This window comes from Pseudomonas sp. GW822-FHT06D10 (genome assembly GCF_058799535.1).
Genome location: NZ_JBXALN010000001.1, coordinates 1,170,470 through 1,195,472, shown reverse-complemented (window position 1 = coordinate 1,195,472; position 25,003 = coordinate 1,170,470). Strand labels below are relative to the sequence as shown.

The 25,003-nt window shown below is 66.8% G+C and carries 22 protein-coding genes; 4 read left to right on the top strand and 18 right to left on the bottom strand.

Going from position 1 to position 25,003, the window contains the following annotated elements:
• Positions 1 to 149 precede the first annotated feature (149 nt).
• Positions 150 to 821: a DUF3313 domain-containing protein gene (locus AC1RL5_RS05120; RefSeq protein WP_011061129.1), complete on the top strand. Its 672-nt coding sequence runs from the start codon at positions 150 to 152 to the stop codon at positions 819 to 821.
• Between the two features lie 53 nt (positions 822 to 874).
• On the opposite strand, the gene AC1RL5_RS05115 is transcribed toward AC1RL5_RS05120, so the two are convergent.
• The 18 genes from AC1RL5_RS05115 to AC1RL5_RS05030 form a co-directional block, all read right to left on the bottom strand.
• The gene (locus AC1RL5_RS05115; RefSeq protein WP_072450512.1) at positions 875 to 1,852 is read right to left on the bottom strand and encodes a DUF3829 domain-containing protein; all 978 of its coding nucleotides are present in this window, start codon (positions 1,850 to 1,852) and stop codon (positions 875 to 877) included.
• Positions 1,849 to 3,486: a molecular chaperone DnaJ gene (locus AC1RL5_RS05110; protein ID WP_492588850.1), complete on the bottom strand. Its 1,638-nt coding sequence runs from the start codon at positions 3,484 to 3,486 to the stop codon at positions 1,849 to 1,851. The genes AC1RL5_RS05115 and AC1RL5_RS05110 overlap by 4 nt, the downstream gene beginning before the upstream one ends.
• Before the next feature lie 125 nt (positions 3,487 to 3,611).
• The gene (locus AC1RL5_RS05105; RefSeq protein ID WP_492588852.1) at positions 3,612 to 6,119 is read right to left on the bottom strand and encodes a spermidine synthase; all 2,508 of its coding nucleotides are present in this window, start codon (positions 6,117 to 6,119) and stop codon (positions 3,612 to 3,614) included.
• 270 nt (positions 6,120 to 6,389) lie between these two features.
• A complete protein-coding gene (locus AC1RL5_RS05100; protein ID WP_011061132.1) occupies positions 6,390 to 7,976 on the bottom strand; it encodes an arylsulfatase in 1,587 nt (528 codons plus the stop codon).
• A gap of 89 nt (positions 7,977 to 8,065) precedes the next feature.
• Positions 8,066 to 9,091, bottom strand: coding sequence for an HAD family hydrolase (locus AC1RL5_RS05095; RefSeq protein ID WP_123430842.1), 1,026 nt, complete (start codon positions 9,089 to 9,091; stop codon positions 8,066 to 8,068).
• A complete protein-coding gene (locus tag AC1RL5_RS05090; protein ID WP_492588853.1) occupies positions 9,088 to 10,416 on the bottom strand; it encodes a BatD family protein in 1,329 nt (442 codons plus the stop codon). The genes AC1RL5_RS05095 and AC1RL5_RS05090 overlap by 4 nt, the downstream gene beginning before the upstream one ends.
• On the bottom strand, positions 10,413 to 12,005 hold the full coding sequence (locus tag AC1RL5_RS05085; protein WP_492588855.1) for a VWA domain-containing protein: 1,593 nt from the start codon (positions 12,003 to 12,005) through the stop codon (positions 10,413 to 10,415). The genes AC1RL5_RS05090 and AC1RL5_RS05085 overlap by 4 nt, the downstream gene beginning before the upstream one ends.
• Before the next feature lies 1 nt (position 12,006).
• Positions 12,007 to 13,005 (bottom strand): vWA domain-containing protein, encoded by a 999-nt coding sequence (locus tag AC1RL5_RS05080; protein ID WP_072450499.1) that lies wholly within the window; start codon positions 13,003 to 13,005, stop codon positions 12,007 to 12,009.
• On the bottom strand, positions 12,992 to 13,570 hold the full coding sequence (locus AC1RL5_RS05075) for a DUF4381 domain-containing protein (protein ID WP_492588856.1): 579 nt from the start codon (positions 13,568 to 13,570) through the stop codon (positions 12,992 to 12,994). The genes AC1RL5_RS05080 and AC1RL5_RS05075 overlap by 14 nt, the downstream gene beginning before the upstream one ends.
• Positions 13,567 to 14,517, bottom strand: a complete 951-nt coding sequence (locus AC1RL5_RS05070) for a DUF58 domain-containing protein (RefSeq protein WP_019095215.1) — start codon at positions 14,515 to 14,517, stop codon at positions 13,567 to 13,569. Before AC1RL5_RS05070 ends, AC1RL5_RS05075 begins: the two co-directional genes overlap by 4 nt.
• Before the next feature lie 11 nt (positions 14,518 to 14,528).
• Positions 14,529 to 15,509 carry an AAA family ATPase gene (locus AC1RL5_RS05065; RefSeq protein WP_072441949.1) on the bottom strand — a complete coding sequence of 327 codons (981 nt, stop codon included), beginning with the start codon at positions 15,507 to 15,509 and terminating at the stop codon, positions 14,529 to 14,531.
• 23 nt (positions 15,510 to 15,532) lie between these two features.
• The gene (locus AC1RL5_RS05060; RefSeq protein ID WP_072450494.1) at positions 15,533 to 16,117 is read right to left on the bottom strand and encodes a hypothetical protein; all 585 of its coding nucleotides are present in this window, start codon (positions 16,115 to 16,117) and stop codon (positions 15,533 to 15,535) included.
• On the bottom strand, positions 16,114 to 16,887 hold the full coding sequence (locus AC1RL5_RS05055) for a DUF2092 domain-containing protein (RefSeq protein WP_123577784.1): 774 nt from the start codon (positions 16,885 to 16,887) through the stop codon (positions 16,114 to 16,116). Before AC1RL5_RS05055 ends, AC1RL5_RS05060 begins: the two co-directional genes overlap by 4 nt.
• 12 nt (positions 16,888 to 16,899) lie before the next feature.
• Positions 16,900 to 17,940, bottom strand: coding sequence for a transporter family protein (locus AC1RL5_RS05050; RefSeq protein ID WP_093403028.1), 1,041 nt, complete (start codon positions 17,938 to 17,940; stop codon positions 16,900 to 16,902).
• Between the two features lie 10 nt (positions 17,941 to 17,950).
• On the bottom strand, positions 17,951 to 18,904 hold the full coding sequence (locus AC1RL5_RS05045) for a SphA family protein (RefSeq protein ID WP_011061142.1): 954 nt from the start codon (positions 18,902 to 18,904) through the stop codon (positions 17,951 to 17,953).
• Between the two features lie 12 nt (positions 18,905 to 18,916).
• Positions 18,917 to 20,314: a DUF1254 domain-containing protein gene (locus AC1RL5_RS05040; protein ID WP_239692726.1), complete on the bottom strand. Its 1,398-nt coding sequence runs from the start codon at positions 20,312 to 20,314 to the stop codon at positions 18,917 to 18,919.
• Between the two features lie 55 nt (positions 20,315 to 20,369).
• Positions 20,370 to 21,827, bottom strand: a complete 1,458-nt coding sequence (locus AC1RL5_RS05035) for a DUF1254 domain-containing protein (RefSeq protein WP_492588857.1) — start codon at positions 21,825 to 21,827, stop codon at positions 20,370 to 20,372.
• 9 nt (positions 21,828 to 21,836) lie between these two features.
• A complete protein-coding gene (locus AC1RL5_RS05030) occupies positions 21,837 to 22,628 on the bottom strand; it encodes a hypothetical protein (RefSeq protein ID WP_065363978.1) in 792 nt (263 codons plus the stop codon).
• Positions 22,629 to 23,026: 398 nt separating this feature from the next.
• Between AC1RL5_RS05030 and AC1RL5_RS05025 the strand changes: the two genes are divergently transcribed.
• The 3 genes from AC1RL5_RS05025 to tpx all read left to right on the top strand — a co-directional run bounded on the left by AC1RL5_RS05025 (position 23,027) and on the right by tpx (position 24,926).
• Entirely contained in the window at positions 23,027 to 23,470 is a 444-nt protein-coding gene (locus AC1RL5_RS05025; RefSeq protein WP_072441941.1) for an SRPBCC family protein, read from the top strand.
• Positions 23,471 to 23,513: 43 nt separating this feature from the next.
• Positions 23,514 to 24,197, top strand: a complete 684-nt coding sequence (locus AC1RL5_RS05020; protein WP_072450485.1) for a type 1 glutamine amidotransferase domain-containing protein — start codon at positions 23,514 to 23,516, stop codon at positions 24,195 to 24,197.
• Between the two features lie 228 nt (positions 24,198 to 24,425).
• A complete protein-coding gene (gene tpx, locus AC1RL5_RS05015) occupies positions 24,426 to 24,926 on the top strand; it encodes a thiol peroxidase (RefSeq protein WP_011061148.1) in 501 nt (166 codons plus the stop codon).
• The last annotated feature ends 77 nt before the right edge of the window (positions 24,927 to 25,003 follow it).

Sequence of the window (25,003 nt, the reverse complement as noted above, 5' to 3'; positions counted from 1 at the left end):
CGGCAGCTGCCGGTCTGTCAAATCCGGGCTGTGAATCAGCCCGCAAGCCGTGACAAACAACCCGCGCCGGCGGGGCAAAGCGCCGGCTTTTGGCTATACCTTAATTTCCCCTAGCCAGTCCCTGGCTGCTGCACCTACAGGAGTTACACATGAAGCTTGCTCTGACCCTCAGCACGCTGTGCCTTGCCACCCTCGGGATGGTGGGCTGTTCCAGCAAAGTGCCCCAGCCTGACGAGTACTCCGGGTTTCTCAGCGACTACAGCCAGCTCAAGGAAGCCAAGTCGCCCTCCGGCGTGGAGGTGATGCGCTGGATCGATCCCAAGCTCAAGCTGAGCAACTACAGCAGCGTGTACATCGAACCGACCCAGTTCTACCCGCAGCCGCAGCCGACGGCGAAGATCCCCCAGAGCACCCTGACCGCCATCACCCGTTACTACGACCAGGCACTGCAGCGCGAGGTGAGCAAATCCCTGCCACTGGCCACCGGCCCGGGCCCGGGAGTGATCGTGGTGCGCGCGGCGATTACCGCAGTCACCAGCAAGACCGAGGGCCTGAAGCCCTATGAAATCATTCCCGTGGCCCTGGTGGCGGCGGCGGTGAGCACCGCCAGTGGCATCCGCGACCAGGAAACCACCCTGGCCACCGAGGCGGCGTTCCTGGATGGCAGCACCCACGCGGTGATTGCCGAAGTGGTCCGCAAAGGCACCGGCAAGCCCCTGGAAAACGACACCCAGGTGATGCAGGCCAGCGACGTGAAGAACGTCATCGACGGCTGGGCCTATGACATGCACCAGTCCTACCTGCAACTGAAGAAAAAGTGACCGACCGTTGATGGCCGCGGCATCTTGAAAGGTGCCGCGGCCATCGTTCGGTTTCAGTACTGGCTGCGCGCCAGTTTGTTGTAGTGGTAGAGCATCTGGTCGTAACCCTGGGTCACTGCGTGGTAGTCGTCGCTCAGGCGTTGCGGCTCGGCATGTTGCTGCCAGTCGCGGTGCAGGGTGTCCAGCGCCTTGAGGTACTGTTCGCCGGGCTGGGCGATCAGTTGCCAGAGGTACAGCACCTGCTCGGTGTTCTTGTCCGGCTGGCCTGTTTTCAGGTACTGCTGCCGAGCGTCCCAGGTCTGGCGCAACTGCCGGGTGACCTGCGTCAGTTGGTCCGGGGTCAGGCTTTGCTGGCGTACGCCTGCCTCGACAAACTCCACAGTGCTGCGGGCCTGGATCATGTAATCGAGCAATGCCCAGTGGGCATTGCGCCCCAGGCGTTGCTCCAGGCGCAGCAGTTGCTGGCTGCGCGGTTCGATATCCAGGGCCGGGAGCAGCCGGCGCACGGCATTGGAAGCTTCCAGGTAAGCCTCGCTCTGTTGCGCCAGTTGGCGGGCAAACTCATCCAGTTGCGCCTCGGTCAGGGGCCGCCCGATGCCCATTTTGCGCATGAAGGAATCCTTGGTGAGGGCCGCGAAGGGCCCGAGCACTTGCAGATAGCGCACGGTGGCGGGGAGCAAAGGGCTGTCCGGGGCCAGGACCTGCAATTTATCGGTGATCCTGCCGGGGCAGTTGAGGCGGTACAGCGCGTCGATGTCCTGGTGGCTGTAGGCATACAGGTCGTAGGCTTCGGGCGCCTTGGCCCGGGGCGCACCCTCGGCCATGAAGGCCTGGTGGGCCAGGCGCCAGGGTACATCCACCTGGTTCATGCAATTGACGATCGGTGCCAGGGCATTGGCCTGGGCGGTGCTCGGGCTGTCCTGGTGGTCCAGCCACAGGTCGAGGCGCCCCAGGGGCTTGCTGGCCCCGGCCAGGCCGACCAGCGTCAACCCCAGAACCAGGCCGATGGGCAGCAACCAATTGGGGTTCATGGCTGCCCCTCCTGGCCGTACCACTGGCGGGCGGTGGCCGGGGCCGCGCAGCCCTCGGCATTGGCGGGCATGCGCGCGCACAGGCGTTCGCTCCATTGCTGCAGGCCCTGGTTGGGGTTGAGCGCGCGCTGGCTGGTGAACAGCTGGAGGCTGCCCAGGCCTGCCACCAGCACCATGCAGCCCAGGCCGATCAACAGCCGCCGGCGCCAGGGAGCGGGTTTTTCCCAGGAAGCCTGGGCCTTGAGTTCGCGGCGCCGCAGGCTCGCCACCCCCAGCAGCACGGCCAGGTAAGTGGCGGCGCTGACCGAGCCGCAGAAATATCCCAGGGCACCGCTGATCAGCAGGGCCGGCAGCAGGTCGCGCAGGACCAGCACCTCACGATCCGGGTCGAGCCAGTGCGGCAGGCGTGCGCCGAGTGCCTGGTCGCGTACCCAGAGGCGGTGAGCCAGAGGCTGCCAGAGCCACCCCAGCAGGGCCCCGGCGCCGGCAAAACAGGTGCTCCAGAACAGCGTCACGCCAATGATTTCCCCCAGGCTGCCGGCTTGCGGCGCATAGCGGGCCACGGCCCCCGCCAGGCAGGCGAGGACAATGCCCAGGTACATGGGCCAGGCGTTGAAAGCGAACTCCCAGTCGCGCCAGAAGAACGGCGTGCCGCCGGGCATGCCGGCCGATACCTCGGGGTGATTGGCGTGCAGCCGCGAGCTCAGTTGGCGGCAGCAGGCCCAGTCATCGGGGCGCAGGCGCCGGGCGAAGTTGCGCCGGCGGGTGAAACTGATGGGCGCCAGCAGCAGGTAGGCGGCGCGCTGTTGCGGGCTGGCCGGCGCCTGGGTGGCCAGGGCCTGCTGGCGGGCAATGAATACCGGTGCTTCGTCACGGGCTTTGAGGCGCTCCCATTCCAGCGCCGGACAGGCGTTGTCCGCACCGTTGTGCCAGCCCTGGCCGGCACACACCGCGGCGAACCCCGGGCTGGACCAGTAGGGGCTGTTGAGCAGCAGCTCCACCAGTTGCAGGTTGAACCACTGGCCCTGGTCCAGGCTGTTCAGCCAGGGCTGCTGCTGGCGTTGCGCGTAGGCCTGGAGCAGAGCCTGGTCGTCGCGCTGGGCCAGGGCGTCCTGCAGGGGCTGCAAGAGCTTTTCCTGGCACTGTTCCAGCAATGCATCGATCAGGTACTCCGGCAGTTCCAGGCGCTGCCAGGCGCTGAGCCAGTGGAACGTGGCAAAGGCCCAGGCCAGCAGCTGTTGCGACTGGTCCGGGCGTTCCACGCAGTCGCGCAACAGGCCCAGCTCGAACTCCAGCAGGCAGTCGCTCTGGATCGCCTGCTGATAGCGCAGGTCCAGTTGCTCGATGCGGATGCCCTCCAGCAAGGGGGCGACTCGCTGCGCCGGCGACAGCGGCTTTGGGCCCTGCGGCGCCTGCCCGGCCAGCGGCATCGGGTCTTCGCTCGGGTGTGGCTCCTGCTCCTGCATGCCCAGCCACCGGGCTTGCTCCAGCGCCGATTCATAGGCTTCGCGCAGGCGCTGGAACGCCACCGGGTCTTCATCCGGGCGGGTCTGCTTGAGCAGCCTGGCGTAGTGGCGTTTGATGGTGCGGGTATCGGCGGTGGCCGGCAGGCCGAGCAGGGTCCAGCAACTCATTGGGCGGTACGACTCCATGAAAGACCGCCGCGCCCGGGCAGTGGCGCGCTGAAACTGCGCACCCTACCGGTTTCCTGAAAAAAAGTCCCAGGCCGCATGCAACGGCCCGGGATGGGCGCTTCAGCTCACTGGCCGACGAACCAGCGGTAGTAGGGGTTGCCGCCATCCACCTGGAGCAGTTCGCGGATCTCCCGGGCCCAGGCTTCGCGGTCGCCCTCATAGGCGTGCAGGCTGGCGCGGTAGAACTGCATCAGGTTGCGGCTTTCCTGGTTCATCCGCTGGCGAAACTCGGGGCTGACATTCACCAGCACCGGTGGATGGCGCAGGTTCAGCAGCTCCGGCAGAACCCGGTTGATCTCCCTTGGCCGCACCCAGGGTGCGTACTCGATGCGCGGCCGGTCATCGGTGACCGCCGGGGCATCGCCGGCAAAGCGCTGCAGGCCGTCGCGGTCGCTGACCCAGGTGGCCAGCAGCGCCTGGGCGGAATTGACCCCGACTTCCCCCAGGGCGCTGCGCACGCTGTCCTGGGCAAAGCGCCGCTCGATCCTGGCCGCGTCCAGCTCGATGGGGTCCGGGGAACCCACCAGCAGCATCTCGTGGAACTCGCTGGTCCACAGGGTGGCGTAGGGGAAGACCTCGAGGAAGCTCTGCACCAGGGCGCGGGAGTCTTCGGTGTTCTGGGTCGGCAGGGGCAGCCACTGGGCCACCAGGCCCTGGGTGTTGAGGCGCCGCGCGGCCAGTTGGTAGAAGTCCCGGGAGTACAGGTTGACCACCCCGGCAGCGGAGGGCGGCGGCGGTTCCAGGGTGATCAGGTCATAGTTCTGCGGGCTGCGCAGCAGTGCCTGGCGCCCGTCCTGCAGGCGGATCTGAATGCCCGGGTCGCTGGCGGCATTGAAGCTGCCCTGGAACAGCGGCGCGGCGTCCAGTACCGCCGGCAGCAATTCCGCCACCACCCGCTGTTCCAGCCCCGGGTAGCGCAGCAGGGCCCCGGCGGTGATCCCGGTGCCGAAGCCGATCACCAGCGCCGAGCGCGGCTCGCCGTTGTGGATCAGCAGCGGCAGCAGGGCCTGGATGCGCATGTAGCGCAGTGACGGCATGGCATCGCCGGTGTTCGACACGCCCTGGATATACAGGCGATGGAAGCGCCGCTCGGGCTGGCCCTGGGTCACCACCGCCACCGTGGCGCCGCGGCCTTCCTGGTAGAAACTCAGTTCGGCGTGGCGGGCCCCGGGCAGGAGTTGCGCCAGGCGCTGGGGCGGGGTCAGCAGGGCCACGGCCAGGGACAGCAGCCCCAGGGCAATCACCCCCTGGCGCCGGCCCTTGTTCACCCCGGGGCCCTGGCGCACGGCAAGCAGGCCCACCAGCGCTGCGATCAGCGCCAGCAGCCCCAGGGTGCGCACCAGCCCCAGCCAGGGGATCAGCACGAAGCCGCACAGGGCCACGCCAATGATCCCGCCCAGGGTGTTGCAGGCCAGCACGGCGCCAACGTCGCGGCCCACTGCGCGGCCGTCACAGCACAGGCGCAGGGCCAGGGGAAAGGCCGCCCCCAGCAGCAGGGTGGGCACGAACACGATGCACAGCGCGGCCACGGCAAAGCGCCCGCTCATGCCCAGCAGCGGGCTGCCCCCCAGGCTGAGGATGAGGGCTTCGACCTGGGTCTGGGCGAGGATCAGCCAGCGCCCCAGCAGCGCCATTTCCAGCAGGGCCAGCAGCCCGGCACCGGTAATCAGCAGGCCGAACAGGCCCCAGGGATCACGCACCCGGTCGGCCCGCGGGGCCATCAGGCTACTGCCCAGGAACAGCCCGCCCAGGTAGGTGGCCAGCACTACGGCAAAGGCGTAGGTGCGGGTGCTCATGAACGGCACGATGGACTGCGACCAGACCACCTCGTAGCCCAGGGCCACGCCGCCGGCGAGGCTGTACAGCAGCAGGGCCAGGCGTGCCGGTCGCGGGTTGCGGGCCAGCTTTGCCGGCGCGCTGGCGGGCAGGACCTGCTGTTGTTGCAGGGCCAGGGCACCGAGGGCCGCCAGCAGGTTCAGCAGCGCGGCGGCCAGGGCGCTGCCGCGCACGCCGAGGGTGGCAATCAGCACAAAGGCGCTGAGCAGGGTGCCGGCAATTGCCCCGGCGGTGTTGGCTGCGTACAGCCTGCCACCGGCGCGGCCCAGTTGCCCCGGGTCGGCCGCCAGGGCTCGCACCAGCACCGGCAGGGTGCCGCCCATCAGCACCGCCGGGGCGCCCACCAGCAGCAGTGGCAGGCCCCAGGCCAGCAGGCCCAGGTGCAGGGCCAGTTCAGCGAAGGGTGCGGCGGCGCCGGCCAGGGCCAGGGTCGCGCCCACGGCCGTCAGCGCCACCAGCAATTCCAGCAGCGCGTACAGGCGCCAGGGATTGGCCACCCGGTCGGCCAGGCGGCCGAACAGCCAGCCGCCCAGGGCCAGCCCGGCGAAGAAGGCGCTGATACCAGTGGTGATGGCATAGACCTCGACCCCCACCACCAGGGACAGTTGCTTGATCCACAGCACCTGGAAGATCAGCGCCGCAGCGCCGGAGACAAATAACAGCAGTGCCGGAAACCACTGCGCGCGGGTATCGAGGCCGTGGCTGGCAAGGTGTGGCCGCGAGAGGGGAGAACTCATGTTCCATGGCCTTATGCAGAAATCGAAATGCCCTACGGATGGGCAGGTGCCGGAGTCCCGGCGAATGCGGACTCAAGCGTAGTACAAGACTGGCGGACGTCTTCGTCGGCAAGCCGACTCCTACAGGGAATATGCGTACCCGTCCGTAGGAGCTGGCTTGCCAGCGAAGGCGTTGGCGAGGATGACGCAGGGCTTGCGGGCCTCTTCGTCGGCAAGCCGACGCCTGCTGTGTGGGGGGAGAGGCCGCCCGGTGGGCCGGGCGGCGTCGGGTCATTGGGCCGGTTGAGCCTTCATTTTCTCGGCGATCTTGGCATCCACCGCGGCGCGGATCTGGTCGATGCTGAAGCTCGCCGGTTTCTGGCTCGGTGGGTATTCGATGAAGGTCTCGAGGAACTTCGCCGACTTGGTCACCGCGACCCCGGCCAGGTAGACATTCTTGGTGTTCCAGTCATAGAACTGGTCGGACACCACGTCCGCCCGCTCGTAGGGGTCCATCCGCAAGTTGAGGATCTTCGGTACCCGCAGGCATACGAACGGCTCGCTCCAGACCCTGAACCCGCCGGGCTGGCGCTGCTCGCAGAACACCACTTTCCAGTTGTCGAAGCGCATCGACACCAGCACCCCGTCATCGTTGAAGTAGTAGAACTCGTGGCGTTCCCCCTTGGGCTGCTGGCCAGTCAGGTAGGGCAACTGGTTGAAGCCGTCCAGGTGCACCTTGAAGCTGGCGCCACCGGTGGTGGGGGCCCAGCCCTTGAGCAGCTTGTCCTTGACCCCGCTGTCGCCGGCCGCCGCCAGCAGGGTGGGGAACCAGTCGAGCCCCGAGAACATCTCGTTGGAGACTTCCCCGGCCTTGACCTTGCCCGGCCAGCGAACCATCGCCGGCACCCGGTAGGCGCCTTCCCAGTTGGAGTTCTTCTCGTTGCGAAATGGCGTGGTCGCTGCATCCGGCCAGGAGAACTGGTTGGGCCCGTTGTCGGTGGTGTAGACGACGATGGTGTTGTCGGCGATCTTCAGGTCGTCGAGGGTCTTGAGCAGTTTGCCCACATCGTTGTCGTGCTCGACCATGCCGTCGGCGTATTCGTTGCCGGGCATGCCGCTCTGGCCCGCCATGGACTCGCGCACATGGGTGAACACGTGCATGCGCGTGGTGTTCATCCAGACGAAGAACGGCTTGTCGGCCTTGGCCTGCTTCTCGATGAAGGCCTGGGCGGCGGCGGTGGTTTCGTCGTCGATGGTCTCCATGCGTTTCTTGGTCAGGGCGCCGGTGTCCTCGATCTTGCCGTCGGCAAAACTGTGGATCACCCCGCGTGGCGAGTTGGCCTTGACGAAGTCCGGGTCGTCCTTGGGCCAGTAGGGGCGCTCGGGCTCCTCTTCGGCGTTGAGGTGGTAGAGGTTGCCGAAGAACTCGTCGAAACCGTGGGCGGTGGGCAGGTACTCATCCCGGTCGCCCAGGTGGTTCTTGCCGAACTGGCCGGTGGCGTAGCCCTGGGATTTCAGCGCCTGGGCGATGGTGATGTCGCGTTTTTGCAGGCCCACCGGGGCCCCGGGGATGCCCACCTTGGACAGCCCGGTGCGCAGCGGCGTCTGCCCGGTAATAAAGGAAGAGCGCCCGGCGGTGCAGCTGTTCTCCGCGTAGTAGTCGGTGAACAGCATGCCTTCCTTGGCGATGCGGTCGATGTTCGGTGTCTTGTAGCCGACCACGCCCATGGAATAGGCGCTGATATTGGTCTGGCCGATATCGTCGCCGAAGATCACCAGGATATTGGGTTTCTCTGCCGCCCCGGCAGTTGCCGAGAACGCCATCACCGCGGTCGCCACCAGGGCGGCCTTGGGTAGCCACTTGCGTATGCGAGTCATCTGACTTGCTCCTTTTTCGGGTTCGCTCGCCTGGGGCGAGCCACGTTGAGTGCTGTCCTGCCTTGCGTCTGTTGTTGCTTCTCCTGTGGTCATTGCGCTTGCTCGGGTGCCAGGGGCTCGAAGGGGTAGATCCGCCGCCATTCGGCGGCCATGTCCACCAGCGTCCAGCCGTGCTGCTGTGCTTGATCCAGGGCCTGGTCCAGGCGCCCGACCTGGGACTTGCGGTCGTAGGCCCACTCGCGCGCTGCGTCGGTGTGGTGCACCAGGGCCATGAACCGCTTGCCACTGCCGGCGGCGGTCCACTGCAGCATCTGCAGGTCGCCGTCGGAGTTGCCGAAAGCCAGCAGCGGGCGCCGGCCGATGATCCCGTCGATGCTTTCCGGCTTGCCCGGGCCGTCGTCGTTGTGGGCCAGCTTGGCGGTGCGCAGGATCGACGGCTGGCCGTCCTGGAACTGCCACTGGGTGACGAAGTTGCTGCCGATCACCTGTTCCGGCGGGATGCCGTAGGCGCTTTCGGCGAAGGCGCGCATGAAGGCGGTGTCGCCGCCGGAGACGATGTAGGTCTTGAAATCCTGGCTGCGCAGGTAGTCGAGCATTTCCAGCATGGGCTGGTAGATCATCTGGTTGAACGGCCGCCCGGTCTTCGGGTGGCGGGCCTCGGCCAGCCAGCGCCGGGCATTGTCGATAAAGGCCTCGCTGCTGATGCCGGTATGGGTGGCGCCGATGATCTGCAGCAGGCCGTGCATGCCGCTGGCGGCCAGGGCCTGGTGATCACCTTCGAGCACGGCCTGGAACGGCTGGCGGGTCTTCCACTCGGGGTGCTGGGGCGCCAGGCGCTTGATTTCGTCGAAGGCGAACAGCACCTCGAAATAGGCCGGCTGCTCGCTCCACAGGGTGCCGTCGTTGTCGAACACGGCAATGCGCTCGGCGGGTTTCACGTAGTCCGGGCCGCCCTGGGTGGTCACCGCCTGGACGAAGGCGAGAATGCCCTGCTTGCTCGGGCCGTCCTTCCACGAGGGCAAGGGGTCGCTGTTGGCCAGGGCCAGCAGCGGGGCGGCCAGCAACAGCAGCAGGAGGGGCAGGTGGCGCACGCGCCAGGGGGCTGGAAGTGTCATGGGAAATCCTTCTCGTGACGGGGGTTGAGGGGGCGCAGGCCGTGGCCTTGAGGAGGGGCTTGCGGCGTACCTTCGGCGTGCAGCGCCGGCAGCGCCTGGCGCAGTTGCTCCAGCGCCGCGCCGGCGTGGGGCGCCGGGCCATAGCAGGCCTGCAGCAGGGCGCGCAGGCGCGGGCCCTGGCTGGCCAGATCGAGGCGGCCGCTGCTGCGCCGACACCACAGGTACAGGGCACCCAATTGCGGCGGCTGCTGCTTGAGCTGGCCCGGCACCTGTTCCCAGGCCCAGGCGGCGGAGTGCTCCCTGGCAGCCTGGCGGGCGGCCCGCCAGTGTTGCCAGGCCTGCTGCCCGCGTTGCCACCAGGGGCGGCCCAGGTACAGAGCCAACATGCTCAGCGCCAATAGCAGGGCCAGGCCGACCAGGTACTGGGAAATGCGCCAGGGGTTTTGCCGGCCCAGGGCCTGGAGATCGTCGCGGATGGAAAACACCGGTTGATAGCGGCTGGCGGCCGTGGCCTCGAAACTCAAGGCCGGCAACTCGCTGACCTGGGCCCGATGCGCCTGGCTGTTCCACCATTTGATCCGCAGCGCCGGCAGTTGGTAGTGCCCGGGGCGCTGGACCCTGAAACTCAGGCGATCGATGCGCTGGCCACCGCTGATATGCCCGCGACCGTCATCCAGGTTGCTGATGCGCGGAGCCACCGGGTAGGCCTCCAGGCCGGCCACGGCGGCCGTGTGCGGCGGCGGCAGGGACAACCCCGGCGGGCCGTCGGCCTGCAGGGTCAGTTCGCGGACCAGAGTGTCGCCCACCGCCGCTGGTGTCGTGGACAAGCGCAGGGTCTGGGTCAGGCGCAGATCATCGGCCACCAGCACCGTTTCCCCCGGGGCGAAGCCCGGCGGCTGGCTGGCGCTGAAGGCCAGGGGCGGGGTCTGCGCCGACTGTTCGGCGCTGGCCTGGGCCGGGGTGGCGCGCACCACCAGGGGCGGGATCTGGAACGAGCGGGCCTGTTGCGGGGTGATCCGGTAGCGGTAGCGCATGCCGAAGAACGGCTGCCCGTCGAGGGTCTGGTTCAAGTGCTCGGCTTCGCCGTCGGGTGCCAGCACCAGGGCCCCGGGCAGTTGCAGCTCCGGCAGGGTCGCGGCCTGGGTGAACCAGGTATTGGTCAGCACATCGACCTGCAACTGCAGGGTTTGCCCGACCATCACCGAGGTATCGGGCTGCAACTGGGCCTGCACCCGCAACTGCGGCTCTGCCGCCAGCGCCTGCCAGCCCCAGAGCATCAACCCAAGCGTCACTGCCCACAGACCTCTCAACGCTACAGGGTTCATGGCGTCACCTGCGGCGTGGTGTTGTCGAGATCCTGCAGGCTGAACTTCTGCCGCAGGAACGCCGCCGGGGAGGTGCTGAGGTTCTGCAGCCAAAGCTCGTCGCTGGCGGCCTGCTGGGTCTCGACCTTCTTGCTCTGGCCCTTGCCCGCAGGCTTGTCGAACTTGATGGCATCGGGCTTGACCTCGGGGGCGTTCTGCTGCGCGCTCTCGGTGTCTTTTTTCAGCGCCTGGGCCAGGGCCAGGTTGGCGCGGGCCTCGGCAAACCGGGGCTGCAACTTCAGGGCTTGCTGATAGGCGGCGATGGCCTCGTCGAACTTGAAGCGCCGCACATGGATATTGCCCAGGTAGAAATACGCCGCGGCGCTGTCCAGGCGGGCGAAGCTGGCCAGGGCCAGGTCGAAGTCCGCCGCTTTATAAGCCGCGATGCCTTTCCAGTAGGGGTCGGTGAACAGCGCGGCGGCGGCCGGGTAGTGGCCTTGTTCGAAGGCCCAGCGGCCTTGCTGGTCGGCGCTGAAGAAGGCGTCGGCCAAGGTATTGGCCCGGGCCGTCGGCGCTTGCAGGCTCAAGCCCAGGCCCAGCAGTAGGGCACCCAGCCAGTTCAGGCTCCAGCCGCGGCGCACGCAGCAGAACGCCAACAGCAGCAGTGGCCAGCACAGCCAGTAGCCGGCGTCTTTCCATTGCAGTTGCCGGTCGGGGGCGCTGGCCGCGGTGAAATGCTGCTGGGCATGCAACTGCACCCAGTCCAGGTCGTCGTCATTCAGGGTCAGGCTGCCCAGGGGCGCGTCGCTGGCGGCGGCCAGTTGCTTGAGCGCGGCGCTGTCGAAACGCCCCAGTTGCGGGCGGCCGTCACTGTCGGTGAGCGGCTGGCCGCTGGCGTCGCGGATGATCCCGCCGTCGCTGCTGCCGGCCGCGAGGATCAGTACCTGCAAGGGGCTGCCGGCCAGTTGCTGTTTGATCGCCGCCAATTGCGAGGTGTCGGCGCCGTCGCTGATCAGCAGCAGGCTGCCGGGGCTGTGCTCGGCCTGGAGCAGGCGCTGGGCTTGCCGGATCACCCCCAGCACATCCTTGCCCGGGCGCTGGATCAGCTCGCTGCCCAGCGCCTGGATGAAGCTGTCGAGCAAGGCCGGGTCGTCGCTGGCCGGCAGTACCAGGTGGGCGCTGCCGGCGTAGGCGATCAGCCCGGTGCGGGCGCCACGGCGTTGCTGCACCAGTTGCTGCAGCTTGTGCTTGGCGGCCTCCAGGCGGCTGGGCGGCAGGTCGCTGGCGTTCATCGAGGGGGACAGGTCGAGGGCGATGATCAGCGGTGCGCGGTTGTGCAGGAAATCCGGGCGGTCCTGTTCCCAGGTGGGGCCGGCAGCGGCCAGGGCGCCCAGCACCAGCAGCGCGCTGAGCAGATGCACCGGCCGCAGGCGCTGGGAGTCCTGCGGGGTGACCAGCAGGTGCGTCAGCAGGTGTGGGGCAATGGTGCCCCGCAGGCGAGCCTGCAGGTCATGCCGGCGCTGCCAGAGCCAGGGCAGCAAGGCCCCGGGAATGATCAGCAGCAGCCACAGTGGGCGCAGGAGGTGCAGGTCGCTGAGGTTGATCTGCATTTCAGGCCTCCTGCGGCGGGCGAACCCGGCTCGGGCGCAGGCGCGGCGCCAGCCAGGCCAGCAGGTGATACAGCACCAGCAGGCCCAGGGCCGCGCCCAGGGGCCAATGGAACAAATCGCGCTTGGGCTGGTGGCGCAGGGTCTGCACTTGATGGGGGGTGAGGCGGTCGAGGGTGGCGTAGACCTGGTCCAGGGCGCTGCGGTCCTCGGCGCGGAAGTAGCGGCCACCGGTGGTCCGGGCGATCTGCTCCAGGGCCGACAGGTCGACCTTGGCTTCACCTTCGGCGCTGGGGTCCCCGATGCCGATGGTATGGATCACTACGCCTCTGGCTGCGGCCATGGCGGCGGCGTGTTGTGGGGTGATGGCGCTGCTGGTGTCGTTGCCGTCGGTGAGCAGGATCAGCACTTTTTCTGGTTCATTGGCCTGTTCCAGCAGCTTGAGCGCCAGGCCGATGGCGTCGCCAATCGCGGTGTTGGGCCCGGCCATGCCGATCCCGCTGTCTTCGAGCAACAGGCTCAGGCTGGCGTGGTCCAGGGTCAGGGGCGCCTGGGCAAAGGCGCCGCTGCCGAACACGATCAGCCCCAGGCGATCGTCCTTGCGCCGCTGGATAAAGCCCTGGACCACTTCTTTCACTGCGCTCAGACGGTCGATCCGCTGGCCGTTGGCGTCGTTGAAATCCTGGGTCTGCATCGATTGCGAGAGGTCGATGGCGAGCATCAGGTCGCGTACCGGCCGCTGCTGTTCGAGGGGAGGCTCGACCCACACCGGCCGCGCCACCGCCAGCACCAGCAGGGCCCAGACCAGCAGGTTGAGCAGCAACTGCCCGCGGTTGCGGCGGCTGCCGGACGGTTGCGGCGCCTGGCCGACCGCGCGGCTCATGGCGGCGAAGAACGGTACCCGCACCGCGCTGCGGGCCTCGCGGTAGACGGGCAGCCAGCGGTAGCCGAACCAGGGCAGCGGCAGCAGGAGCAACAGCCAGGGAGAGTCAAGCTGCCACATGATGCTGCTCCACCCAGGTGCGGCACTGCTCGAACAGCTGTTGTTGCTGGGCGGGCGACAGGGCCTGCAATTGCGCCTGGGGGGCGTAGGCCAGCAGGGCCAGTTGCTGGCTGAAATCCTCGGGCAGCGGTAGCGGGCAATGCTGTTGCAGAAAGGCCTGCCAATCCGCCCCTCGCAGCCCCGTCACCCCCCGCGGGCCAGCAGGCGCCGGCTTGCCCGTGAAAGCGCGGGTGGCTGTGGCAACGGCTTCCCCGGCAAGCCGGCGCCCACGGGATGCGTGGGGGGCAGGGGGCATGGACAGGGCCACGCGCTTAAGCAGTTCGGGCAAGGCGCGCAGGGCATGGATGCGCTCGTCGCTGGCTTGCAGCCGGGCCAGTTGCGCCAGCGCTTCGCGCCGATAGGCATCCCGGCGCCAGCGCCAGTAGCGCCGGGCGCCCCAGGCCAGGGCGCCGAGCAGCAGCAGGGCCAGCAGCACGGCCCAGCCCCAGGTCTGCGGCAGGTAGGCGGGCGGTGGTGGCAGGGGCATTTCCTGCAACTGGTCGATGCTGGGGAGGGTCGGGTTCATCGCCGCGGCGCTCCCAGCCTGCCCAGCTCGCTGCGCAGTTGCCCCAGGGCCTCCTGGGCCGTGCTGAACATCATCAGCGGTACCTGGCTGCGGCGCAGCAGGCTGGCCACGTCCTTGAGCCGGCCGCTGAGGAAGTCCCCCAGGGGGCGGTGCACCTGGCGCTGCTCCACCGCCAGTTCCACTTGCAGTTGGCCCTGGGTCACCAGCAGCCGGCCGTTGTGCGGCAGTTCCAGGGCCAGGGGGTCGTAGACCTGCAGGGCGATCACGTCGTTGTGCCGGGCCAGTTGGCGCAGGTACTGCAGGGTGCGCGGGCTGGTGCCGGCGAAGTCGCTGACGATACAGACCAGGTGGTCGTGGGCGGCGAGGTTCAGGCATTGCTGCAGCACCCGGTCCAACTGCGCGTCGCCCTCATGGTCGGGGTTGCCGGCGTGCAGTTGCTGGTTGTGCTGGACGATCCGGCTGCACAGGGCTTCCACGCGCTTGCGGCTACGCAACGGGGCGAGGCTGTCGATGCCCTGGTCGTTGAACACCAGGCCGCCGACCCGGTCACCGGCCTGGAACACCATCCACGCCGCCAGCGCCGCCAGTTCTGCGGCCAGGGCCGACTTGAAGGCCCGCCGCGAGCCGAAGAACATCGACATGCGCTGGTCCACCAGGATCAGCGCCGGGCGGTCGCGCTCTTCGGTGAAGGTACGCACCACCGCCTTGCCGGTGCGCAAGGTGGCGCGCCAGTCCAGGTGACGCAGATCGTCGCCGGGCTGGTAGCGGCGCAGTTCGTCGAAGTTCAGGCCGCGCCCGCGCAGGCGCGAGGCGTGGTTGCCGGCGAGGATGCTGGCTTGTGGCTGGCGGGCGACAAAACTCAGGGAACGGGCCTGGAACTCCAGGGCCATCAGCTGGCTCAGGGCGACATAGACCTGCCCGTCGGCTTCGTGCAGTGGCGTTGCCATGGCGGTTCTCCTCAGGCCGGGATGGCCACGCTGTCCAGCAGCAGGTCCAGCACCTGGTCGGCGCCGACGCCGTCGGCCACCGCGTCGTAGCTCAGTTGCAGGCGGTGGCGCAGCACCGGGTGCAGCACCCTGCGCACGTTGTCCGGGCTGACGAAATCCTCGCCCTGCAGCCAGGCATCGGCGCGGGCGCAGCGATCCAGGCCGATGCCGCCCCGGGGGCTGGCGCCGATGGCGATCCAGCGCCCCAGGTCCGGGTGATAGTCGGCGGGGTGGCGGGTGGCGTTGACCAGGTCGATCAGGTAGCGGTCGATGGCCGGGGCCACGGCCACCGCGCCGACTTCGCGGCGGGCATCGAAGATTACCTGCTGGGACAAGGCAAAGCCCGGCACCCCGGGCGTGGCGCTGCCCAGGGCCTGTTCCTCGGCGCGCAGCAGGCGCAGCACCTGGCTTTCGTCCTCGGGCTGGGGGTAGTCCAGCAGCACCTTCATCAGGAAGCGGTCCATCTGCGCTTCCGGCAGGGGGTAGGTGCCTTCCTGCTCGATGGGGTTCTGGGTCGCCAGGACGATGAACAGCTCGGGCAGGGCATGGCTGGTGCCGGCCACGGTGATCTGCCGTTCCTCCATGGCTTCCAGCAGCGCTGCCTGGACCTTGGCCGGAGCGCGGTTGATCTCGTCCGCCAGGATCAGGTTGCCGAACAGCGGCCCGGGCTGGAAGCGGATCTGGTTCTGCCCCTGTTCCTGGTGCAGCACTTCGGCGCCGGTGATGTCCGAGGGCAGCAGGTCGGGGGTGAACTGGATGCGCCGCATGCTGGCCTCCAGGTGCCGGGCCAGGGCCTTGACCGTACGGGTCTTGGCCAGCCCGGGCAGGCTTTCCAGCAGCAGGTGGCCGTTGCCTAGCAGGCCGATGACGATCTGCCGGATCACCGCTTCCTGGCCCAGCACCGCTTCGCTGATGCTGGCTTGCAGGGCCTGTATATCGTTACGTGCGCTCATGCTCGGTTCCTTGTGCATAGCCATTACCAGGGGGCCGCCACGACCACGTAGCGCAGGCTGCCGCCGATGTATTGCGGCTGGTACCAGGTGTTGCCGCAGTGTTGGTAGGCCACGCCGCTGGCCACCACCGAAACGCAGTCCGGCGGCACGTTGTCGACCTGGGTGCCGATGGCGAATGCCGCGGCGGTGGTGGCGCCGACCACCGCCGCTGCGGCCCAGGGGTGGTACCAGTCGTCGCCGTGATCGGGTGGTGGTGGCGGTGGCCCGGGCGGCCCCGGATAAGGCTGGGGCCCTGGCCCTGGATAGGGGTGTGGCTCAGGGCCCGGGCCGGGATAAGGATGCGGGCCGGGCCCTGGTCCCGGCCCGGGATGGGGCTGCGGATAGGGATGGGGCTCGGGATGCGGCCCCGGTTGCGGTGGCTGGGGCATGGGGTGCGGCATCGGCCGCGGCTGGGGCATGGGCCTCGGCGCCGGGCCGCCCCCACCGTGGGGCACGACGAAGGTGCGGGCACCGCCGCCACCGCCGCGCAATTGCCAGGCCTGGGCCGCCGACACTTGCAGCAGGCCAAGGGTCAGGACGCTGCACAGCAACCAGTGATTGCGCTTCATGGCTGTACCTTCCCTTGTGCTGCGCTGCGCTCCAGGCGCCGCAATGGCACCTGCGTGGCGCCGGCCGGGGGCTTGAAGGCGAAGCTTGCGGCACTTGGCGCCGGCTTGAGTTGCCAGCGGTAGTCGACACTGTGGCGCGGCTGCTCGGGGCTGTCGCGGCGGCTGATGACCAGGCGGCAGGGCAAGGGCCGGGGCCCTTCGCGCAGCCACAGCTGCCAGTCGATGTCGCTCTGGCGGAAGGCGTAGTGGGCGCAACGCTGGTCGCCCAGGGTCTCGCTGGCGATGTACAGCGCCGACGTCAGGCCGACCTTCTGCGCGGTGTCGGCGTCCCAGCGGAACAGGTCCGCCAGGGGCAGTTCGATGCCGTAGCTGTCGCTCAGGCGCTGTACCAGAGCGTCGATGCTGGCGGGCGCCGGGGCTCGGGCATAGTAGGGGCCGCGGCTGTCGTAGAGGGTGAAGGCTTCGCCGTCGTAGTACAGGCTGCGCCGCGCGCCCTGGCTTTCGACACTAACCCGCAGCCTGTCGGGTCGCTGGGCCAGCAGTTCGGTGTGGTGGCGAAATTCCACGGCCTGGCCGCTTTCCAGCAACTGGTCGGTGACGCTGTCGGCCTGGATCGCGAACTCGCGCAGGCTGCGCAGGTAGCTGCCCATCTGCTGCAGGGCGCCGAGGGCACGAGGTTCCAGCTCATCGGCGGCGTGCAGCGGGGCACCGGCCCAGAGCAGGCCGAGCAGGGCGGCCAGCACAGTAGAGAATCGGGCACGGTCGGACATGGCGGGCTCCGTTCAGAACATGAAAGTGGGAATGACCGGGATAAAGGACAGGCGAAAATTCCAGCGGCTGCCGATCTGGTCGTCGGGGTGGATCGCCGAGTACTGGACTTCGCCGGAGATCCTCACCGGCAACTTGCCGACGTTGAAAATGCGCCCGGCACCCAGGCCGATGGGGAAGGTCACCTTGTTGCCGCCGTCGGCCTTCCAGTTGACGGTGACATTGGGGGTCATGCCGATCCGCCATTGGGCCGGCCCCGGCAGGGCGCGCTGGATGAAGTACTGGATGTTGCTCAGGCTGACGTCCTTGCGCCGTCCGTCGCCGGCCACCGACCACCAGTGCTGGGGAAACACCCCCAGGGTCCAGTCCGGGCCCAGGTAGGCGGCGACGAAGGCCGGGCCCAGGGAGTATTTGCCGGTGCCCAGCACGTCCTGCTCGGCGGTGGGAAACATCGCCGTCGGCCCCACGCCCCAGACCAGCTTGCCGCCGCCGGCAAAGCGCAGTGGCTCCTTGGGGGAGAACACCCCCACGTAGGCCAGGTCGCCGAAGCCGCTGGTGCGCTGGAAGGGGTCTTCGATCAGCGCTGGAAAGTCCCGGTCGCTCAGCACTTCATAGGGGCTCAGGCCCATCAGGTTGCCGGCCTTGCGGTTGACCGGGGCGCTGACATAGCTGATGGGCAGGCGGTTGATCAGGTTCCAGTCTTCCCCCAGGGAGATCGGGAAGGTGGGCATGAAGCTGTATTTGCCCAGGTAGCGCGTGCCGTTGCTATGGGGGCCCTTGAGGGCGGTGTAGTCGAACTGGTTGAACAGCAGCACCAGGTTGCCCACCGGGTTGTCCATCAGTTTGGCGATCTGCTCGGTGGAGGGTTCGCAGCCTGCCTTGACCACTTGCTTGAGGTCGATATCGAAGTTTTCCTGCAACTGCCGGCAGGTCTCGGGATCGCCCTTGGCCGCCGGGCGCTTGCCGTCTTCCCCCAGGGCTGGCAGTTCGCTGGCAAGGGCGGCGAGGCTGCCCAGCAGGGTGGAGCACAGGGCCAACTGGCAAGCGATACGCATTGGCGTGCTCCTAGAAAAAGGCCAGGGTCAGGTTGACGCTGACGCCGTTGCCCTCGGGGCGGTTCTTGGTGTCGAACTCGGGGATCCAGCGCGCGCTGATGTTGGCCTGGGCATCGGCGAACTTGCCGCTCCAGCCCAGGGTCGGCCCGGCGCCCACGGAGCGCCCGCGATAGCCGTTGAGTTTGTCTGCGGTGGGGCCCTGGTCGTCGCTGATCTGCTGGATGTAACCGACCACCAGCCCGGCGTTCCAGCCGCTGCCGAAGCCGTGGGTCCACAAGCCATCGAGGCGCAGGATGTCGCCGTTGCGGTAGTCGGCGGCGTCGTTGCGGGTGTAGAACTCCAGAGCGCCCATCAGGCTGAATTCGCCGCCCTTGCCGTCCAGATGGGTGAAGGCGATGGTCGGCATGAAGGTGTAGTTGTTCTGCCCGGGGTTGGCCAGGCGGTTGTCGTTGTAGGCCCCGGTGGGCACGTAGATCGGCAGCGACAGGGCGATATGGTCGCGCTCGTTGATGTGGTAGCCGGCGGCGATCGGCGTGACCAGCAGGTCGGCGAACTGGGTGCCGCTGTCCTGGGTGCCCACCGTGCGCCCGCGGGGGCCGGTGAGGCTGGCCTGGATGTCGGTGTACTGCACCGGCACGCCGATGGCCGAGGCGTAGTTCCAGCGGCCCTTGCCGGTGTCCCAGACCCGGGTGAAGTTGCCCATGGTGTAGGACACCTTCATTTTCAGCCCCGAGCTGAGATCGCCGATGATCGGCACCTGGCCGCTGCCCTTGAGCTCGCCGTCGTAGTAGATGCTGGTCAGGGACATCACCCAGCCCGGTTCCGGGGGGATGATCCCGGCATTGGAGTAGATCTGCTGGCCGGTGATGGGCCGGCCGACCCCGCCTTCGGCGGCATGCAGCAAGGGGCTGGCCGCCAGCAGGCAAAGGGCCAGGGATGAACGCAGGGGCGAAGGGCTGGGCATGACGGGCTCCGCTTATTGTTGTTCAGGGGCGACCGGCGTCAGCGGCGGCATCTTCCACTGGCCGTTGCTGACGTCGGGTTTGGGCAGGTAGATCCGCAGCACCCCGTAGAAGGGGCCGTCGGGGGCCGGCAGCCAGTTGCTTTGCAGCTCCTTGGCCGGCGGCTGGTGCTGCACATGGAGGGTCAGGCCGCCGTCGGCGTCGGTTTTCAGCGAGGGCAGCATGCGTGAGTTGATCAGGTAGCGTTGCAGCGGGTTGGCCACCAGCAGCTTGCTCTTGCCGTCGTACATCGTCAGCGACCAGAAGGCATTGGCCGGGGGCAACTGGCCCTTGGCGAAGTGCAGGCGGTAGCGGTGCTGGCCGGCGTTGAGCGGTTGGCCCTGGTCATCGACGAAGTAGCCGATATAGCTGGCCTCTTCGGCGGAGTTGCCGAAGATCCCCATGTTGGCCCCGGCGTAGCGGTACAGGTAGTTGTCCTGCAGGTGCTGGCGGCTGCCGAACAGGTCGCCACTGGTGATCTTGTGGGTATCGACCTGTTCTTTCTTGAAGGCGGCGAATTCGGCCTTGCCGTCGCTGATGCCGTCTTCCAGGGCCTGCTTTTGCGCGCTGCCCAGCTCTTTGAGGGGGAAGGGTTGGCCGGGAATGATGCCGATACTGGCCAGGCGTGCCAGCAGGTCCTTTTCCTCGGGCTGGGGCTGGGCGAAGGCCAGCATGAAGTTCAGGTAGCCGAACAGTTCCGGGCTGTCGCTCATGGTGGCGGTGGGCGGGGGCCAGTGGATCGCTGCCGGTGCCGGGGGCGGCGGCCGGCCGAGGAACTGGCTCAGCGCCTGGACCTGGTAGCTCTGCTGGATCTTCTGCACCTGCTCCAGGTCTTTTTCATCGAACAATTGGGTGCGGTACAGGGCGTAGACGATGTTGCTTTCACTGTGCAGCACCTTGTCGATACCGGCTGGCGTGGGGCCTTGCCAGTCAGGCCCGGCGATCAGGTAGTGGCCGCCCTGGTTGCCGGTGCTGCGGGTGCCCAGGTAGTCGAAGTTCTGGGTGTAGAGGTCGATCAACTGCACCGAGTAGTAGCGCTGGGCATCGATGGCCGGCAGGCTCAGTACCTGGGGTTCGGCCCGCAGGTCGAGCCAGGCGAAGGAGTAGGGGGTGTCCGAGTTGGGGGTGACGAAGGCCGTGTCCTTGGGGCTGAAGACCTGGGCGGTACCGCCGATGCGGTTGAACGGTGCCTTGAAGTTGGGCCCCCCCTGATCCACGGCCTGGGTGTAGAGGGTCTTGTACATCTCCACCACCGGAAAGCCGTAGAGGTAGGCCTGCTTGGCGATACCCCGGGCCTGCTCCGCGGTCGCGCTGAAGGCGCCCAGGGACGGGCCGCTGAGGGCCAGCGTCAAGACCCCGAGCAAGCTGGGCATCACAGCCTTGATGATCATCGTTCGAATCCTTGCGCCAAAGTCAGGGGGGCAGGCGTTACTGCACCAGGGTGATGTCATCGAGTTTCCAGCGCTTGTCGAAGTAGGCCTCGGTGGGGGCGTAGAGCCGGAAGTAGCTGAACCAGTGCTTGCCCGGCAGGGTCTGCACCCAGTTGCTTTCCAGGCCCTTGGGGGCGCTGGGGCCGAAATACAGGTCCAGGGAGCCGTCGGGGTTTTTCTTCAGGTCCTGGCGCGAGGACAGATCGGCCTTGCGCTGCGGGTTGTCGATCAGGCAGCGGCTGGCACTGTCGTAGACGGTCAGCGACCAGAACTGCCTGGCCGGCGGGTTGCTGCCCAGGTGCAGGCGATAGTGCTTGCCGCCGTCCAGCCACTGGCCGTTGTGGTCGGTGTAGGCGCCGAGGTAGGTCTGGCCCAGGCCCGGGGTCTTGGACACCATGCCCTTGGTGTTGGTGACCGCTTCGTAGAACCAGGCGCTGCGTTCCCACAACTGGTCGTAATAGGCCACGCGCTGGGACGGGTCGGCGATGTTCAGCACCTTGTCCCATTGCCGGTCTGGCCAGTACTGGGCATCGGCGAAGCGCTTGGCGAAGGTATTGGCCTGGGCGATCAGCTCACCCATGCGCGCGCCCTGTTCCAGGGCCTGGCGCTGGTGCTCGTTGGGGTTGAAGGGCTTGTCCTTCTCGATGCCGAGGCTGGCGAGCATGGCCATGTAGAAGCGGTCGCGCTCGTTGACCGGCTCCTGCTGGATGATCTGGTGCAGGCGCTCCCAGTAGGCCATGCCCCGCGGCTGGGTGCCGGACCAGGGCTTGCCGCCGGGGGACAGCAGGCGGGTCGCCGGCGGCGTCGCGCGCTGGGCGTAGGGGTACATCTTGAATTGCTGCACCAGCGCCTTGCCCTTGGCCGGGTCCGGGTCGAGCACGCGAAAGCCCACCAGCACGTTCATGGTTTGCGACTTGGCCAGGTAGTATTGGTCGGCGTCGGAAGGTTCCGGATGGCCCGGCGGCAGCACCAGGTACTTGCCGCCCTTGCCCTGGTCCGGGCCGGTCTGGCCCATGTCGGTGATCGCCCGTTGCCAGAAGTCGCCGACTCCACCGGCGGTGGGGCCGGGGGGCAGCTCGACGACCATCGGCCCGGTCTGGTTGAGGTCGACAAAACCCAGGATGTAGGGCGTGGTGGCGTTGGCGGTGATCACCCCGAGCTTGTCTTCGTAGCTTTCCAGGACCATCAGGTCGCCATTGCCGGCGTGCAGCTTGTCGCGAAACTCCCCCTGCCACTGGGCGTAGGACACCAGCGGCAGGGCCCACAGGTAGCTTTGCGTGGCCTGCTGGAAGTCCAGCTCGGCAAACAGCCCGGCAATGGCGGCCCGGGCCGGCAGTTCGCCATCCATCTTGATCGCCGTCAGGCGGCTGTTCTGCGGCTCGGTCTGGGCGCCGACCCCGCAACTGGCGGCCAGGAGCAACAGGCTGAAACCGGCAGTGCGCAGTAGTGGCTGCATGGCGCGTCCTTATTTTCCGAAAGTGACATTGATCCCGGCGAACAGGGTGAACTGGGGCAAGCCGTCGCCTTTGCGCTCCACGGTCCACTGCGGCTCGACGAAGGCGTTGAGAATGTTGTCACCGGCTTTCCAGGCCTTGCCCACCCCCAGGCCAATGGGGATGTAGTGGGTGTTGTTCTTCAGGTCGAAGGTCCAGGTGCCGGTGGAGCGCAGGTACCAGCCCCGGGGCAGGTTGTGGATGATGAAGGGCTGCAGGGTGGCGCTTTCGACATGGGCGCGGTCATGGTCGCCGGCAAATGAACTCTGGTACTGCACCAGGGCCCCCAGCAGGCCCCGGGGCGAGGCATCGATGGCCACTGCGGCCAGCCCGGCTTGCCATTTGCCGGTGCCCAGTTCGTCCTGTTCGGCGGTGGGTGCGGTGATCTGCGGGCCGATGCCCAGCTGCACGCCGTCGGTCTTGAGCAGAAAGATATCGAACAGGTTTAGGTCGCCGATGCCGGTGCTGTAGCCGTGGTGCGGATCGGGGCGGGTACTGACCGGCAGGGTGGCACGCAGCAATTGGGGGACGCCGATGAAATCCGAGGGGGCGATGGGCAGGGTGCCCCGCAGCAGGGTGTCGTTGGTGTGGGCATTGCTGTCGTACAGGCGCGGGGTGTAGTAATCCTGCAGGTTGAGGCCGGGTGCAAGGTTCAGCGGGTTGTTGCTTTTGTTGGCGGTTTCCGCGTTGTCGGCCAGGGCCGGCAGCGATGAGCTCAGGGCGACTACGGCCCAGACGGCGGGCGCAAAAAATGCTCTGGACATGCAGGTTCAATCCTTTTGCGAACGGTCACCGAGCGGCACTTCTTGAGCCGTGGGTCAACTGATAGTGTTTCTCTCTAATACCCGTAGGAATTGTTTGATGACGCTAGCAGCTAACTTTCGCTTAGCCAGTCGAAAGGATTAATTCGTTGGTTTTTGTGCACAGGATCACTGCCGGGCTGTGGACAGGCAGTGCGTGGCGGGCGGCCCTTTGAAGGTGAGCGCCGGCGAATCTCTCTTAAAGTGCTTTGTGATCATTTCAATGTAATTTGTATGGTTATAGTGATTAATTTTTTATGTGTATAAAAATTATTAAAAACAATAACTTATTTGTTTTTAATGAAGTGGTTTGTAGGTTTGTGTGGGTGCCTTCTCAACAGAATCAGCAAGGATGAACCAGAATGCCCGTGGTCGAACGCACGACTTTCCTGGCCGGATACAGCCCGCAGCAGGTGCTGGATTTCTGCCTCGAAGGCGCCAACTTTCCGAAGATTTTCCCCGAGCGTGTCACGCCCTTGGGGGGCCTCGATATCAATGACCTGCGCATCAGTGTCGGGCGTCAGTTCAGCTTCCTGCACTGGATGTTCGGTGTCATACCGGCGAAATGGACGGTGGTTATACGTGAGGTCGGCGATCGGCATTTTGTCGACGAGATGCTCAAGGGGCCGCTGCGGGCCTTTCGTCATGAGCACCGGGTCGAGGCCGCCGAAGGGGGCACCCTGTACACCGATCGGGTGACCTACAGGGCCATCGGTGGTGCACCTTTGGAGTGGTTGATGGTCAACGCCTACATGGCGCGGATTTTCGATGCCCGGCACCGCAACATGCTGCGGTTGCTCGGTTGATTGACGTGCCTTGCCCTGTTTTCCAATGCCAAGGAGCATGCCCATGAGCAAGAAGATACTGGTGGTCCTGACCAGCGTGGCCAAATACCCCAACCTGGCCCGCGCCACTGGCCTGTGGCTGGGTGAGGCGGTGCATTTCGTGAAGAAGGTCGAGGCGGCGGGCTTCGAGGTGGACTACGTCAGCCCCAAGGGGGGCTACGTACCCATCGACCCCCATAGCCTGGCCATGGCAGACGACACTGACTGGCAGTGGTACCAGGACAGCGCCTTCATGAGCCGCCTGGGCTCGACCCTCAAGCCTTCCCAGGTCAGGGCCGGGGACTATGTGGCGATCTATTACGCCGGTGGCCACGGCGTGGTCTGGGATTTTCCCGATAACCAGGAACTGCAGGCCCTGAGCCGGGAGATCTATGAGCAGGGGGGCTATGTCAGCTCGGTGTGCCATGGCGCGGTGGGCTTGCTCAACATCAAGCTGGGCGACGGTAGGCTGCTGATCGCCGGCAAGCAGGTCACCGGTTTCTCCAATGAAGAGGAGAAACTCGCCGAACTGGACCAGTACGTGCCCTACCTGACGGAAACCGAACTGGTCAAGCGCGGTGCCCTTTACCAGAAGGCCGCTGCACCCTGGGCGCCGTTCGCGGTGGAGGATCAGCGGGTGATCACCGGGCAGAACCCGGCGTCCGGCGGCCCGGTGGCCGATCTGCTCCTGGCGCACCTCAACAAATAACCGTAGGAGCCGGCTTGCCGGCGAAGGGGCCCTTGAGGCTTGCGCAAGGTTTGAAAGCGCCTTCGCTGGCAAGCCAGCTCCTACAACCGGTAATGCCGGTGTCGGGGCGGGTTGTTGGACAATTTCCCCCATAGGGCATAGGTGCCCGGGCCGTTTCATGCTTAACTTCGGCCTCTCAGGAATTTCTCATTGCTGTTCCATCATCACTGTTCAATAAGGACTCCGTTCATGGCTCAAGTCACTCTCAAAGGCAACCCGGTGCAGGTTAATGGCCAACTGCCGCAAGTCGGTTCCAAAGCTCCAGCGTTCACCCTGGTGGGCGCAGGCCTGGCCGATGTTTCCCTGAGCAGCCTCGCCGGCAAGCGCAAGGTGCTGAACATCTTCCCAAGCGTCGACACCCCGACCTGCGCCACCTCGGTGCGCAAGTTCAACGCCCAGGCCAACGAGCTGGCCAACACCGTGGTGCTGTGCATCTCTGCCGACCTGCCATTCGCCCAGGCACGCTTCTGCGGCGCCGAAGGCCTGGAAAACGTGCAGAACCTGTCGACCCTGCGTGGCCGCGAGTTCATCGAGAACTACGGCGTGGCCATCGCCGACGGCCCGCTGGCCGGCCTGACTGCCCGCGCCGTGGTGGTGCTGGATGAAAACGACAAGGTGCTGCACAGCGAGCTGGTCAAGGAAATCGCCGAAGAGCCGAACTACGACGCGGCCCTGGCCGTGCTCAAGTAACAGGTTTTACAATTATTCACGGCCTGGCTCTGTCCAGGCCGTTTTTATTTGTGCTTCAGTGGCTTAGCACCGCTCCT